Raw genomic sequence first — 15,194 nt, forward strand, 5'->3', positions numbered from 1 at the left:
TCCTAAAAAGTTAAGAAATATTGCAATCAGGGACAAGTAGATTCAAGGCTAATAACATTAACCTTGAAGGCTAATGTTATTAGCTAAAGGAGGTAGTCCTCAATGATTCCGAATTTTGAACTTAAAACAATTCGAGTCAACACCGAAACACTGGCTTACGAAATAGCGGGTGATGGAGCGCTGATTCTCTGCTTGCCAGGAGTAGGGGACTTGCGTCAAGAGTACGATCGCCTCGCACCTCAATTAGTAAAAGCAGGCTTTCGAGTGATGGTTGCAGATCTACGCGGACATGGCGATACTTCAGTGGGGTGGCAATCATTTGATGTCGTAGCACTGGCGAGTGACATCGAACGGTTGCTTGATGCTGAAAAAGCAGAGAAAGCATTTTTGATTGGTTGCTCCATTTCCGGTGCCAGTACTGCATATTTTGCCGCTCAACATCCAGAGCGAGTGGCAGGGGTAGTGGGAATCTGCCCAATCCGTCGTGTACCGTTTACCGGTTTAAAAGCAATCTTTATGCCCTGGATTTTGTCAGGGATGTTTGCAAAACCTTGGGGTGTCGAAGTATGGGGCATATATTATCGCTCACTTTATCCCAGCTTTCCGCCTGATGATTTAGATACTTACATTGCTGCTTTAAAAGCAAAGCTACGCGAACCAGGGCGCTTTGCTGCCTTCAAATCCATGCTGTTGACTGGGCGCGATTCTGCTCATCTCAAAACAATCCGTGTACCAGTTCTCGACTTTATTGGTATGGCAGATCCCGATTATGAAGATCCACAATCCGAGGTAGATTGGTTAACATCTACAATCCCGCAGGCTGAAGTTCATCTACTTGAAGGCTTGGGACACTATCCCCATAGAGAACAACCAGAGCGCATTTTGCCCCGTTTACTTCAGTTTGCCCATAAAACCCTGCGATTGCATTCATCTTCTCTGACAGGTTCATCATGAGTCCAGCTCGTGCTAAAACATCCTATTCAGAAATCATCCGCACAGCACAGTATTTGCTCGAAACTCAAGGATTAGAAAACCTGTCAATGCAAACGCTGGCAAATGCTTTGGAAATTCGTGCGCCCTCGCTATACAAGCACGTGGAAAACAAATCGCAGCTCGTGCGTGCCGTTTTAGAACACCTACTAGCTGAACTGGGTGAAGCTTTGGCAAACGCAGTTCAGGGAAATAACCCCAGTGCCGATTTACGAGCGATGGCGATCGCTTACCGAAAATTTGCCCACGAGCATTCGACGCTCTATCCGTTGCTGTACTCTAATCTTTCATCAGAGATGCAGCCTAATGTTGGAGTAAGTGCAGCAGCCGTTGCACCTTTGTTGAAAACAGTAGAACAGTGGGTGGGCAAAGAAAAATCCCTGAGTGCTGCTCGCATCGTAGTTGCTTTTACTCATGGCTTTGTGGATATGGAATTGATCGGAGCGTTCCGATTGGGTGGAAATTTAGAGGAAGCATTTGAACTCGGTATTGAAAGCTTGATAAAGGTTCTCAAGGAACTTAGCTGAAACAGCAAGAAGTCTCACGCCTACCAAGCGTAAAACCATCAATGATGTTGAGAACGATCTGAATTTCGTGAAGCCATCGTCTGCCTTGGTTGTCGCACTGCTACAATCCAAGCCCATGCAATTAAGAATACTTGCAGGGGGACGCGGAACAGCAGATAAATCGGCCCGTAAACGTTACCACCAAAATCTACTGAATTCAAGGCTGCATAGACATTGGAGGGAAAAACACAGATTAAAAAAGCAATTACGAGTATTCCTGTTAATCTGTAGTACTGGCGAAGCAGTAAGCCGAATGCAAAAAATAATTCGATAATACCAGTCACATAGATGATGAAATACCGAAAAGGAACAAATTCAGGCAGCATTTGCACCATGCCATCGTCTAGTAAGAAGTGACTTACTCCGGTAAACAGGAACATACCAGCTAAAGCAATTCGTCCACAGAGACGATAGTTAATAGGCTGTTGCCTGAAGAAGACAAGTCTGATCAAAATCGCAAATGCAAAGGTAGCTAACAAAACAATTAAGGTAGCCATAATACTGCTCCCTTTTGCTTCATTTCATTGTAGAGACGCGAAATTACCCTCCGGGAACGCCTGCTGCGCACGCGTCTCTACTCACAAAAGCGATCGCTCGCTGTTCGCATTCTAAGACATATCCGACTCAACGAGTTTACTCAAATTTGTTAGGATTGCACAGCTATGAGCGCGATCGCTAGCACGTATCCTGCCAGAGTTGGTATTACTGTTAGCGCCATACCCAAAGCACGTCCGCGAGCAACAGTGGGATACCTGCGATAGCCGAACAGGAATAACACCCGACCCACCGCAAAGATAATAATAGCAATCACAATCAAGGAAAGCCAAGCACCACCGATCAGGCTTGCCAAGGCGAGGTATGCTCCAACTGCCAGCACTGCCTGTTCAAGTGTGTTTTGAAGAAATGCGGCTTGAATTGCGATCCGGGAACTCGGCGGCTCTGATGCAGAACCACCGATATCGGCAACTGAGTGACGCCTGCCCCACGAGACCATACCTACACCCACTAGCACCCAGATCAAGACAAATACACTCGCTTGTACTGCGAATGCCAGACGATCTACAAGCTCAGTCGGGAAATCGAAAAAGACGGGCAAAGTGAAATAACCGACAGCAAAACACAGCAGGCAAAGGAATAGGGCCGTGACGGCAGCCCGCCGAATTGCGAGTTCTTCTCTTTGTAGATCTACTTGCTCTTGGCTGCGTGTATTCATTTTCCTTCTCCTTTCACTCAATGTATGATTGGAGTATTCTGGGGGTTGTTATGTCTGAGTGTCCTCTATCTCAACTATCTCCCCAACTTGTTGGGAATACCTTCACAACCACCGGGAACTGTACCTCTGGTTTTTTCGCCACACCAAGCGCAGCAATAATAACGATTGGCGTCTGACATTCGCTGAACATTACTAAAATTTGCATCTTCGACTACAGCGCCGGTTTGTTCGCCTGTTTTGTAGTTAGGTGGGTGCTTGCGACTACGAGGTGAAGCCGTTTCTGGACTTCCATAAAATAAGATGGCACCATTAAGGTCAGCATTGCTGAAATTAGCCTCATATAAAATGGTACGCGAGAGGTTGGCTTTGACTAAGTCACAATTGCTGAGATTTGCACGAACAAGATTAGCTTCACTCAAGTCAGTCCACCGCAAATCGGTGCCAGAAAGCTCTGCTCCTGCCAGCATTACTCCCAAATCAATGACACGGACACCATAGACACGATCTTCACAATAACCACCAATCCCATCAAGAATAGCTCGACCGAGTAGGCGATCGCGTTTTAGAGGTGTAAGCAATTTGGAACGGGAAAGAAAGCGGAGTATTTTCGCTTTACCACTACCATCTACACTACTCAAAATTGCAGCTGTACGACCTTCTGCCAGTAGCCTTTCTTGAGGCCAATCTTCGAGTAATCCCTCTTCATCCAATACTAAGTCGGAAATGCCTTGAAAATAGGAATCAATTGTCTGCTGCTGGGTAATTAAATTTTGTTGGACTGTAAGCAAGTTTTGCTGAATCGTCAAGTCCTTGGAAATAACGTACTGTCGCCAGGCAATATAAACAGCAATGATGGCAATGAGAATTTGTCCTAAAGCACCAACCCATTCTGCTAGTGTTCCGAAAGCTTCCCAGTTAATTCCGCGTCCAATTGCCAACAAGCGATCGCCTACGCCAGTAAATCTAATAGAGCCGATGATTGCTGCTAAAATTCCCAAAAACGCAACTACCAACGCTCGCTCTTGAGGAGCAAACCACTCGTCTACAACTTCTTGCCACCAAGGCAAAATTATTGCCAAAGATATTAGTAGAGCAACTATTGTTCCGACAATGCCGACAATCCAGTTATTGATGGCAATTCCTGTAAAAGTAATGGCGATCGCTACCAGGATTAGCAACAATGCTCTAGGTTTAACGCTCACAGCTTGACTCAAACGATGCTTGACATGAGGACGTGCTTGCTGTAAAGCGACAGCGTTTTGTGGAGATTGCAGTGAGGTAATTGTGGCTAAGGCTTGCTGTGCAGCCAGTTCATGAGGAGTTAAACCATTAACAGGCGTTTCCTCAAAGTCATCTGGTTGCAAGTTTTGTTCGGGAACGGATTCTGGATTCGGAACTTGGGAAGAATTGGAATCAATTGACATGGTTATATTTTGGCACCAGCATTCTCTAATCGACAGCTGTTTTATCTTAGCTGTCGCAAATTAGAAGCAATAACTTCATAGCGAGTTGTAGGAGCAAAGACACCCACAGATCAACTCCTTGCCGAGCAGACTCGGAAACACCCTACTAATTTTTACCTCAAATTGCTAATTCAATACACAGTTTTGACAAAAAAGAGCTAATACTCAATTAAATATTATTTATTCAATACGGATATTCTTTTTATTTAAGTTATATACTTTATTAACATAATAAAGCCAGTATATTTGCTATATTCTTCTCAAAATTACCTTATAAAAAAGCTAACAAGTAACAATTATAATTTTTTTTATAAAAGAATAATGTGATATAATTCAACGAATATTTTTATTCTGCAAAAGATATTTATAGATGATTACAATGATTAATCTAAGCTAATTGATAAAAAAGTGAATATTGTTTTACAATACTTAAAACTAGGACTTGTAAGCATGAGAGAGTGAGTTTAGTAAAGCATGATCTGTTGGCGTTGGTTTTTTGCCTCTAGCTGCATCACTTTATTGATTTCGGGCTGCGGTGGTTTAGCAAACTCAGCTGATAAAGATAACAAGCAAGCTGTACAAGAAATCAATGTAGCTCAGTTCATCTCAGAAGCACAGACTGCAAAAGAAGCAGAATATTTTTATAACGAAGGTAATAATTTATTAAATTCTCATCGCTACGTTGAAGCTACATTAACTTTTGACAAAGCGCTAGCCATTAAACCCCAACTTGTAGAAGCTTGGATTAATCGAGGCAATGCTTTAACAGCTCTGGAACGCTACCAAGAAGCAATTGCCTCATACGACAAAGCGATCGCCATTAAACCTAATAGAGATGAAGCCTGGTATAACCGGGGCAATATCCTCAGTAAATTGCAGCGCTACCAAGAAGCAATCGCCTCATACGACAAAGCGATCGCTCTCAAGCCTGACAAGTATGAAGCTTGGATTAACCGAGGAATTGCACTGACAAAATTGCAGCGCTACCAAGAAGCAATAGCGTCATATGACAAAGCGATCGCTATTAAACCTAACAAAGATTTGGCATACTACAATAAAGCTTGCACGTATGCCTTACAGAATAACGTGGAGTTAGCAGTTGAGAACTTGCAAAAGGCAATCAAGCTAGTTCCTAACAAATACGAAAAATTAGCAAAAACAGATCCAGACTTTAATAAAGTCCGTGGCGAGGAGCGCTTTCAAGAATTAATTGAATAAAATGAGTCAAAATCCAGCATTATCTCTGAGTATTCTGGATTCTTATCGTTTTTTTGAAAGATGGTTATCAAAAAATATAAATAATACAGTGTAATCAAGCTATATTTACCGCTAATATATCTGGTGATCATGGAAGTTTTTTGCCGTGAAATCCTGAAACCAATGATATGCAAAAACTCTTAATCACCGGAGCTAGCGGATTTTTAGGTTGGCATCTTTGTCAACTAGCAAAGCAAAATTGGGAAGTTTATGGAACATATTTTTCTCATCCTATAGAAATTCCCAATGTAAATATGCTGAAAGTTAACTTGACTAACTTTCAAGAACTTAAACAGATATTTAGTGAAATTCAGCCACAAGCAGTAATTCATACAGCCGCTCTATCACAACCAAATTACTGTCAAAGTTATCCTAAACAATCCCATGCGATTAATGTCACGGCTTCTGGTAATATTGCAGGGTTGTGTGCAGACTATTTAATTCCTTGTGTTTTTACTTCCACTGACTTAGTTTTTGACGGCTTAAATGCTCCCTATAAAGAAACTGATTCCGTATCTCCTGTCAATTTATATGGTGAGCAAAAAGTTATAGCTGAACAGGAAATGTTAGTACGTTATCCCAAAGCTGCTGTGTGTCGAATGCCCTTAATGTTTGGCGCAGCAACACCTACCGCCACCAGCTTTATGCAACCATTCATACAAACTCTGCAACAAGGAAAAGAATTAAATTTATTTATAGATGAATTTCGTACACCTGTCAGTGGTACAACTGCGGCAAAAGGATTATTATTAGCATTAGAAAAAGTTAATGGGCTGATTCATCTAGGAGGAAAAGAAAGAATTTCTCGTTATGATTTTGGACGTCTACTAGTTGAAGTATTTCAGCTTCCCTTGGCTGGACTGAAAGCTGGTTATCAAAAAGATGTAAAAATGGCCGCTCCAAGACCGAGTGATGTTTCTTTAGATAGCTCTAAAGCTTTTGAATTAGGTTATCAACCTTTGTCGTTACAGCAAGAATTAGAAGCAATAGCAAAAAGCCAATCGCAGCAATAATTTAATTTTTGAAAAATACATATTAAAAATATATAAATATCACATATATTATTACTATTGAGAATAGTAAATATTGAAGAAAGATAAATAGTTAATTTTATGCGATCGCATCTTAATTAATTTATACGGTTTTAGTTTGACTGATATCTTGTATCACTCATTCAACAATCTAGAGGCTTTAGTTTTCATTACTAGATTGAACTTGGTAACAAGGGTTATATTAACTAGCTAATAATAGCTTGATAAAATTTCAAATCAGTCTATTTTTTATTCTCTTGCTGCCACTCCTATAAAAGATACTCCTGAACTAATAGTATTGTATTTAGTTCTAAATAATTTGTTTCAAGTATATTTCAGACTTCTTATATAAAACTTATATAAGTTAAGAATATATAACTTTATAATATTTGTATATTTAAAATATAGCTAAAATATAGCAATTTCATTTGAGTTAAACACATTTATTTTTAATTATTTTTGTTCTAACTTATCATTTAAAAACTTAAATAGTATTTGATTCAAATAAGAATTAATTAAATTATTCTATTTATAGAAATTATTCCTTTTGGTAGTTAAAAGGATAAAAGTTAAATTGTATTATTCTGAAGGATTTTCCTAAGTAATAAAGCTTCATTTCTAAACAGTTTCGGCTTGTCAAATCATGATGAGTCTAACATTTTGCCATAGCAGTTTATTTTTTTAAGTCTAACCTTTTTCACTTTTTATGGAGCGCAAGCAACTATGGGTTGGTTAAAAAGACTTTTTGGACAAGAAAAACCTCAAAAGGCACAAGTAAATCCTAGTCCAGCTCAATCTTCTACTGAATCTATTCCTCCAGAACGTATGGGGTTAAATGGAGAATATGACCAAAGTGGATTAGCAAAGCGAGTTGCTTTAGCATTTGATGAAGATCCCTCTTTAACTGATATTGACACTTTATACGTTGCTCAAACAGGTAGTACCGTGGTCTTAAAAGGGAAAGTTTCTAATCAGCAAATTTTGTCTCAAATGGTTTCTGTTGCTCAGAAAGTTAATGGTGCAACAGGTGTTGATACTAACCAAGTCACAATTGGATAAAACATTTTTTAGCTTATATGCATAGCTGATGACGGCACAATTTTCTCTACCAAGCCGAAATGCGCTCTCTTGTAATTAAGGCGAAGAAGAGATTTTAGATGAACATCATATACCCGAAAGGAAAAAGAGCGTCATCTCCAGTATCACTGTTATTGACAGGATTACTAACGCTCTCGCTTTTTACTGGTTGTGGTAGCTCGCAAACTGCTACGCCGCCGCCTCCTGTTGAGGATATACGTGGTGGCAGAGTTTCTCCTCCTCCCCCCGTCCAACGATCTCAAACCAAGAAGGGACTATCGAATACTCAGAAAGTAGCTATTTTAGCTGGTGCTGCTGCACTTTACTACCTGTACAACAAGCATAAAAATTCCCAAAACCAAGGGCCGCAAGGAAAGTACTACCTGTCGAAAAATGGGCGCGTATACTATCGTGATGCCCAGGGGCGAGCACATTGGGTAACGCCACCTCCAGAAGGAATTCGAGTACCAGAAGCTGAAGCACGCCAATATCGTGACTTTCAGGGTTATAACGGTAGACCTACAGGTCGTGACTTAACTGACTTGCAGCCAGGCTCATCGCTGTAAAAGAACAAGTGCAGTAATCTTTTATTCAACTTAATTCAAGGAGGTTTGAATGAATTTTTTACAAACCATACTTGGTGGTGGCCAAGGAGCAGAGAATGACTACGATGATTTTATTCATCGATATGAGCAGGGTTTGCCTCATGAAGGATACTCAGATGAGGAAGTTATAAACCGCTATCGGCAAGTATCCCGGCAATTACCTGACTATATCTATCAAGAGTCTGCTCAAGAGGCTTTTAACCGTATGTCACCGCAAGAGCGGATGCAGTTGGGTCAGTATCTTCGAGAGCAGACGCGGCAGCAGAATCTTGACTTTATTGACAAAAATCAAGATGGAATAGATGACCGACTGCAGGATTCTAATTATCTTGCCAGGGCAACAGGTCGTCTTCACCAACGACAACCAGATCTACTTGGTTCTATGAGCGGTGGTAATGCCTTTAATCCTCTACTAAAGGGGGCAATGGCTGGTATCGCCGCTCTGGCTGTCAAGAAGTTGATGGAAGGAGGTAGATCCCAAGGGCAGTACGGTAACATCCGTCCAGCTAGCGAAGATCCCTATGGCGATCCAGCAGATTACGGACAATATGGCAACATCCGTCCAGCTAGCGAAGATCCCTACGGTGATCCAGCAGATTACGGACAATATGGCAATATCCATCCAGCTAGCGAAGATCCCTACGGCGATCCGGGTGATTCACAAAGGCGCTGGTAACGCGAATAGTAATCTAGGGCATTGATTATTAGATGCGGCAGTGAACTTTTAGCAAAGGTGAGATTGCAATAGTAATTGCATTGTCAAATTTTTGCATAACTATTGTTCTGCTTTTGTACCCAGCAACCGTTTCGTGCTGATTAAATTTAGAGTAAAAAACATGAAAACTTGGAAATCTTCTATCAAGGTATCAAGTTCCGTAGCCTTCACTATTGCAGCTATAGCTTGGTTAACCTCCTCCCCAACTCATGCACAATCTAAACTTCCTGCAAACGTAGCTATTCGTGCTCAAGATGCATGCGTCGAGCAAGCCAGAGCTAAGGGATTTAGCCTTGAGAATGTTGTGAGCGTTGAATCTGCAAATGCGGATACTGTGAGGGTTGTCCTGAATTTAACTCAGAATGGACAACAATACAAATTAACGTGTAACTACAACAAAGCTAGTGGCACAAGTGTATATGAGGATACTAATAGTACTACGTATAAATATCAACCATTAATTAATCCTTGGTTATTAGGATTAGTCTTGCCGCTAGTTGGACTGGGATTGCTGTGGTTGTGGACAAGAAGTCGAGGTTCTGATAAATACGATCGCTACACTCGCAAAGACCAAGATCGTCGCTCTGAAGGAATCATCAGAATCAGGAGCGATCGCCTGGAAATTCATTCTGGGCCGGGTACTACTTACCGAATTACTGGTAATCTGCGCAATGGTCAGCGAGTCATTTTGTCTGGTCGTTACAACAACAATTGGGCGGAACTTGCAGATGGGGGCTGGATTCCTTTGCAATACGTTGAAACCAATGCTCAATATACACACTAAATGCCCAGTTTAGGATTAGTTTTTACCTAATAGGAGTAGAAAAATGGCTACAAATTACACTGCGAATGAATTAAGTAAAATTGCTGAAGCACCCATGATGGTTGGTATGGCAGTTGCTATGGCTGATATGGGTATTGTGTCAACAGCGATCGAGGCAGCTGCGATGTCTAAAGAAATTGCTGGAGCTGCCAAGAAATATCCTAACAATTCAATTATTCAATCTGCCTTTGCTGAAGAAGTGCTCAGAAGTAATGCCTTCAAAGTCACAAAGCCTGACATTAAGCCAGAAGAAATTCAATCTGGGATGGTGACGGATAAGGCAATTGCTGCTGTAAACACTGCTGTAGAAGTTGTGAATGGGAAAGCCACGCCAGAGGAAATTAGCGAATTCAAAGAATTTATCTACTCTTGTGCTGATGCAGTTGCTAACGCTGCTGGGAGTGGACTGTTCGGTACTGGTAACCCCAGAGTAAGTCCCCAAGAAGCAGCCACTCTGACAAAACTCAAAGCGGTACTTAGTGTCTAATAACTTTGCTGATGCTTTTGTAAAGTCTAAGTTCACGCAAACTTCTAATTTATAGTTTGCCTATTTTCTTGATTGCGAGATATTTTGCTCTATTTTGAGGATAAAAAATGATTTCCGCTCGCTGGCTGAGGATATTTATCCTTACGTTCTTTTGCCTGCTTTTATTTGTCACTGCTTGTGCCTCCAACCCACCATCTCGCTACTCCCAGATTCAAAAGGAAACAACTCGTAGAGGCGCACCTCCAGCTGTTGTGAAAACAGCAGAACAAGGCTCTACCTTTAACAAATTTTTCCCCGGCTCAACAGGAACTTATAATGTTATTCCTGCTCAAGAGAAAAAGGGCTTTGCTGAATACAAAGTGAATAAAGACGGTAAGACAGTTGCCATGCTGTCAATTAGCGATACACTCAGTGTTCCTGCCGCCGCAGCCAAATACAAAAACAGCACTGAAGTACTTGCTAATTACCCAATCATCGATCAAGGAAATACAGCCACAGGACTTTTGATAAGCGATCGCTATCAAGTTAAAGTGCTTTCTCGCGATCCATCTTTTACTAGAGATGATCGAGTTGCTTGGTTGCAGAAATTTGACTTGAGAGGACTAGCAAAGCTAGAGTCTACTACTGCATCTTCAAACGTTCCTCAATCCTTGAAAATCCCCGTAAACTCTAATTCAGCACCCAAGCTTCCACGTGTTTTGTCTCCTCAACCAGCTACCTAAATGTTAAGTGTTTCAAAGCAGAATTTTTTGACTTACTGAGTCTTCCACAATTTCAGAGCCGGAGTCTAATATGAGCAAACCGATATATGAGTTGGTTGATGAGTTACCTAAGGGGGGACTAACTGTAGCAGCATTGAATTCCTTGGATTTTGTCGTTCCCGGACAGTGGAACAATCTAGTTGGCTTTGTCAATACAATTCGTGTCGTGACTGGAGAAACAGACGAAGCACTAATTCAACAAATTGGTGAACGTGCAGTTACCCTATTCAATGACAAATCCCAAGGTTATCAACGTGCTCTGTGGCTGTATGAGACTGTTGATTCTGCCTCAGGTTTTCTGGGTACAGCCGCCCTGATGAACCGAATTGGGCAAGATACGTTTTTGGGATTTCTGAAGAACCTTACTCCCAAACCAGAGCGAGCGCAAAGTATTGACTTATGCGTTAAATTGGTGACAGAACTGGTAGCCTTTTGCCAAATCAACGGCATTCCAGGCGATAGCATTGGTGATTTCTTGGCTGCTCTAAAAGATTATAGTGGTGAATCCTTAATCCGAATGACAGCTTTGGTTTCCTTTGACGGCTTAATCCCCTTAGGTGCAGGCTTTACAGATCAAGCATTATCTGTATTGAAAGGAATGAGTCCGTCTGATCTAGAACACAATCAAACCTTTAAGGGAGTCAGAGACTTAATTCCAGGCGAGAATGCTGCTGGGCAACTAGGATTTATTACCGAAAGCTTCGATTCTACTAAAAGTTGGATGGACAACTTTGTATCTTCCAAGCAATTGACTCAAACTAAAGTAGTTGACAACCTTTCAAACTTTGTTCAGTTCTCAAAAGACAAATTAGATTACTTGGGTGCATTTTTAGATGTGAGTGTCAAATACTACAGACATACTGGTATTCAAACCCTAGCACGTCGTTTGATTGAACGGGCTGTAGCAGAAATTTAACCAGGAGGAAACCCAGTTATAACCAGGACTTACGCCAAATTTTTATGCAACCCCCTTACCTTTGTGTACTTTGTGCTCTTTGTGGTTTTTTCCCGTGTATCACTGCGTAAGTCCTAATAACTTGCGATCGCCTTTCTCACCAAGTAAAAACTAGAACATATTTGCATCTAATCACAGTATTTTCCCCTCTCCAGGAGTTTGGAGAGGGGTTAGGGGTGAGATTCTATTGCGAATAAGCGTCCATTGACAGACAAGAACAAACAAAATTCCGATCGCCAAAGGCAGCATCAATGCGACCGACAGCAGGCCAGAACTTGTGTTCGCGCGTCCAAGGTGCGGGGTAAGCAGCTTGTTCGCGGGAGTAAGGATGATTCCACTCGCCCGTGATTAAACTTTCAGCAGTGTGGGGTGCATTCTTGAGAACATTATTTTGGATATCTGCTTTGCCAGATTCAATCTCGGCAATTTCTTGACGAATAGCAATCATTGCATCGCAAAAACGATCCAATTCTTCTTTCGATTCGCTTTCAGTGGGTTCGACCATAATTGTACCTGCTACAGGCCAAGAAACCGTCGGTGCGTGGAAGCCGTAGTCCATTAGACGCTTGGCAACATCATCAATTTCGATAGCCGCAGATTTTTTGAGCGATCGCAAATCTAAAATGCACTCATGGGCGACAAACCCATTTTTACCTTGGTACAAAACTGGATAGTACGTCTCAAGTCGCTTGGCGATGTAATTAGCATTGAGAATTGCTACTTTCGTTGCTTCCGTCAAACCCGTAGCACCCATCATCGCGATGTACATCCAAGAGATTACCAGGATGCTGGCACTACCCCAAGGTGCGGCTGAAACAGCTCCAATGCTTTGCTCACCTCCCATTTTGACAACGGGGTTGCCGGGAACAAAAGGCACAAGATGCTTGGCAACGCCAATTGGCCCCATACCAGGGCCACCCCCACCATGAGGGATACAGAAAGTTTTGTGCAAGTTCAAATGACAGACATCTGCGCCAATATCTCCTGGACGGCACAGCCCCACTTGGGCGTTCATATTCGCCCCATCCATGTAAACTTGTCCGCCGTGGGCATGAACAACAGCACAAATTTCTTGAATTTGTTCCTCAAACACACCGTGTGTTGAAGGATAAGTCACCATCAAAGCAGCGAGTTCTTGACTGTGCTTTTGTGCTTTCGCCTTTAAATCGTTTAAGTCAATATTACCTTGGTCGTCGCAGGCAACAGCTACTACCTTCATTCCGCACATCACCGCACTAGCTGGGTTTGTCCCGTGGGCAGATGTAGGAATCAGACAAACATTGCGGTGTTTTTCACCACGACTTTCGTGATATCGACGAATGACTAAAAGTCCAGCATATTCACCTTGAGAGCCAGCATTGGGTTGCAGGGAAATTCCAGCAAAGCCAGTAATTTCCGCCAACCATTCTTCAAGCTGCTGGAACAGAATTTGATAACCTTGGGTTTGCGACTGGGGGGCAAAGGGATGAATCTTAGCGAATTCTGCCCAACTTACGGGTATCATCTCTGCCGTCGCGTTCAACTTCATCGTACATGAACCCAAAGGAATCATCGATGTAGTGAGCGACAAGTCTTTAGTTTCTAGCCTGTGTAAGTAGCGTAACAACTCAGTTTCTGAGTGATAGCGATTGAAAATGGGATGGGTGAGGTAACTACTGGTGCGGGAAAGATTGGCAGAGACAGGATTGGGGGATAATTCTTCTAAACTAAAAGGTAATTCATCCTTGCCTGCAAAAATTGCTAGTAGGTCTTTTACATCCGCAATTGTCGTAGTTTCGTCCAGTGAAATGCCTACAGCAGTTTCATCAAAAACTCGCAGGTTAATTTTCTTTTGTTCGCAAGCTGCAAGAATATCTTTTAAACTGCGTGTTCCTAATTCTACCCGTAAAGTATCAAAGAAATATTCGGAACTAATCTTATAACCCAGAAGTTTCAGTCCTTCTGCCAAAATTACAGTTAGTGTATGAATATTCTCGGCAATTCTTTTGAGTCCATCGGGGCCGTGATAGACAGCATACATACTTGCCATCACCGCTAGCAACACCTGTGCCGTACAAATATTGCTAGTTGCTTTTTCGCGGCGGATGTGCTGTTCACGGGTTTGCAAAGCTAGACGTAATGCAGGTTTACCTTGAGCATCTTTCGATATACCTACAATTCGTCCTGGAACTTGTCGCTTGTATTCTTCTTTAGTAGCAAAATAAGCCGCATGAGGGCCACCATAGCCCAAGGGAATACCGAAGCGTTGAGTACTGCCGACGGCGATATCAGCCCCAAATTCACCAGGAGGTGTCAACAGTGCCAAGCTTAAGGGATCTGCTGCTACCGTTACCAATGCCCCCACAGCATGGGCTTTTTCTACAAAAGCGCGGTAGTCGTAAATCGTGCCATCACTGGCAGGATATTGCACAATTGCCCCAAAAATCGGTTCTGAAAAATCAAAGGTTTGATGATCGCCGACTATAATATTTATCCCTAAAGGCTTGGCTCGTGTTTGTAGGACATCGATAGTTTGGGGATGGCAGTCTTGGGATACAAAGTAGGTATTGGCCTTGTTCTTGCAAAAACCATAGCTCATGCTCATAGCTTCTGCCGCAGCCGTAGCTTCATCCAACAATGAAGCGTTAGCAATTTCCAAACCTGTCAGGTCTATAATCATTGTTTGGAAATTCAATAGCGCTTCCAGTCGCCCTTGGGCAATTTCTGGCTGGTAGGGAGTGTAAGCAGTATACCAACCAGGGTTTTCTAGAATATTACGCCCAATTACTGGTGGGGTAATACTGTCGTAATATCCCATACCGATAAACGAGCGAAAGATTCGGTTTTTTAAAGCTATTTCTTTTAACTTTGCAAGTGCTGCGTACTCACTAAGTGCTGCTGGCAAATCTAATCGACGAGATAACCGAATCGACTGCGGTACTGTTTTTTCAATCAGGGCATCTAAGGAAGAAAAACCCATTTCCGCAAGCATTTGCTGGATCTCATTGGCATTCGGGCCGATGTGTCGCTGCTGAAAATCACTTGACTTCTGATTGTCTTCGCCCGGCGTTTTGCGATCGCCTGACTGAGGACGAGGAGCGGATATTACCACAAAGAGCTTCTCCAGACGTTACTATTTCATATTTTGCAATAAGTATATTGGAGGCGTGGAGCAAAACTCTCAGTTTATGTAAAATTAATAAAATTTTTCTTGAGAGTGGTTAGTCATTGGTCATTGGTTAGCACAGACGCGATTTATCGCGTCTGTACAA

At 42.1% G+C, this 15,194-nt stretch carries 15 protein-coding genes; 11 read left to right on the forward strand and 4 right to left on the reverse strand.

The annotated features are described in order from the left end of the window. Positions 1–102: 102 nt before the first annotated feature. Both QUB80_RS27690 and QUB80_RS27695 read left to right on the forward strand, forming a co-directional pair. Positions 103–954, forward strand: a complete 852-nt coding sequence (locus tag QUB80_RS27690; protein WP_289792680.1) for an alpha/beta fold hydrolase — start codon at positions 103–105, stop codon at positions 952–954. After that, on the forward strand, positions 951–1,517 hold the full coding sequence (locus tag QUB80_RS27695; RefSeq protein WP_289792681.1) for a TetR/AcrR family transcriptional regulator: 567 nt from the start codon (positions 951–953) through the stop codon (positions 1,515–1,517). Before QUB80_RS27690 ends, QUB80_RS27695 begins: the two co-directional genes overlap by 4 nt. Before the next feature lie 38 nt (positions 1,518–1,555). On the opposite strand, the gene QUB80_RS27700 is transcribed toward QUB80_RS27695, so the two are convergent. From QUB80_RS27700 to QUB80_RS27710, 3 genes are all read right to left on the reverse strand, one after another. Next, on the reverse strand, positions 1,556–2,053 hold the full coding sequence (locus QUB80_RS27700) for a DoxX family protein (protein ID WP_289792682.1): 498 nt from the start codon (positions 2,051–2,053) through the stop codon (positions 1,556–1,558). 149 nt (positions 2,054–2,202) lie between these two features. Then, complete coding sequence (locus QUB80_RS27705) at positions 2,203–2,769, reverse strand: MAPEG family protein (protein ID WP_289792683.1); 567 nt, start codon at positions 2,767–2,769, stop codon at positions 2,203–2,205. A 74-nt stretch (positions 2,770–2,843) separates the two neighbouring features. Beyond that, positions 2,844–4,193 carry a pentapeptide repeat-containing protein gene (locus QUB80_RS27710; protein ID WP_289792684.1) on the reverse strand — a complete coding sequence of 450 codons (1,350 nt, stop codon included), beginning with the start codon at positions 4,191–4,193 and terminating at the stop codon, positions 2,844–2,846. 513 nt (positions 4,194–4,706) lie between these two features. Between QUB80_RS27710 and QUB80_RS27715 the strand changes: the two genes are divergently transcribed. The 9 genes from QUB80_RS27715 (at position 4,707) to QUB80_RS27755 (ending at position 11,904) form a co-directional block, all read left to right on the forward strand. After that, a complete protein-coding gene (locus QUB80_RS27715) occupies positions 4,707–5,450 on the forward strand; it encodes a tetratricopeptide repeat protein (RefSeq protein ID WP_289792685.1) in 744 nt (247 codons plus the stop codon). A gap of 167 nt (positions 5,451–5,617) precedes the next feature. Beyond that, a complete protein-coding gene (locus QUB80_RS27720; RefSeq protein ID WP_289792686.1) occupies positions 5,618–6,502 on the forward strand; it encodes an SDR family oxidoreductase in 885 nt (294 codons plus the stop codon). A gap of 741 nt (positions 6,503–7,243) precedes the next feature. After that, positions 7,244–7,579 carry a BON domain-containing protein gene (locus QUB80_RS27725; protein ID WP_289792687.1) on the forward strand — a complete coding sequence of 112 codons (336 nt, stop codon included), beginning with the start codon at positions 7,244–7,246 and terminating at the stop codon, positions 7,577–7,579. Positions 7,580–7,677: 98 nt separating this feature from the next. Beyond that, entirely contained in the window at positions 7,678–8,163 is a 486-nt protein-coding gene (locus tag QUB80_RS27730) for a hypothetical protein (RefSeq protein WP_289792688.1), read from the forward strand. Between the two features lie 49 nt (positions 8,164–8,212). Then, positions 8,213–8,878, forward strand: a complete 666-nt coding sequence (locus tag QUB80_RS27735) for a hypothetical protein (protein ID WP_289792689.1) — start codon at positions 8,213–8,215, stop codon at positions 8,876–8,878. A 160-nt stretch (positions 8,879–9,038) separates the two neighbouring features. Further along, positions 9,039–9,701, forward strand: coding sequence for an SH3 domain-containing protein (locus QUB80_RS27740; RefSeq protein WP_289792690.1), 663 nt, complete (start codon positions 9,039–9,041; stop codon positions 9,699–9,701). Positions 9,702–9,744: 43 nt separating this feature from the next. After that, positions 9,745–10,227: a hypothetical protein gene (locus tag QUB80_RS27745; protein ID WP_289792691.1), complete on the forward strand. Its 483-nt coding sequence runs from the start codon at positions 9,745–9,747 to the stop codon at positions 10,225–10,227. A gap of 107 nt (positions 10,228–10,334) precedes the next feature. Next, positions 10,335–10,949, forward strand: a complete 615-nt coding sequence (locus tag QUB80_RS27750) for a hypothetical protein (RefSeq protein ID WP_336622358.1) — start codon at positions 10,335–10,337, stop codon at positions 10,947–10,949. Positions 10,950–11,019: 70 nt separating this feature from the next. Then, positions 11,020–11,904 carry a hypothetical protein gene (locus QUB80_RS27755; RefSeq protein WP_289792692.1) on the forward strand — a complete coding sequence of 295 codons (885 nt, stop codon included), beginning with the start codon at positions 11,020–11,022 and terminating at the stop codon, positions 11,902–11,904. A gap of 223 nt (positions 11,905–12,127) precedes the next feature. Here the strand turns inward: QUB80_RS27755 and gcvP are convergent, their stop codons facing one another. After that, positions 12,128–15,034, reverse strand: coding sequence for an aminomethyl-transferring glycine dehydrogenase (gene gcvP / locus QUB80_RS27760; RefSeq protein ID WP_289792693.1), 2,907 nt, complete (start codon positions 15,032–15,034; stop codon positions 12,128–12,130). Positions 15,035–15,194 lie beyond the last annotated feature (160 nt).

The sequence above is a fragment of the Chlorogloeopsis sp. ULAP01 genome, from assembly GCF_030381805.1.
Lineage (GTDB): Bacteria > Cyanobacteriota > Cyanobacteriia > Cyanobacteriales > Nostocaceae > Chlorogloeopsis.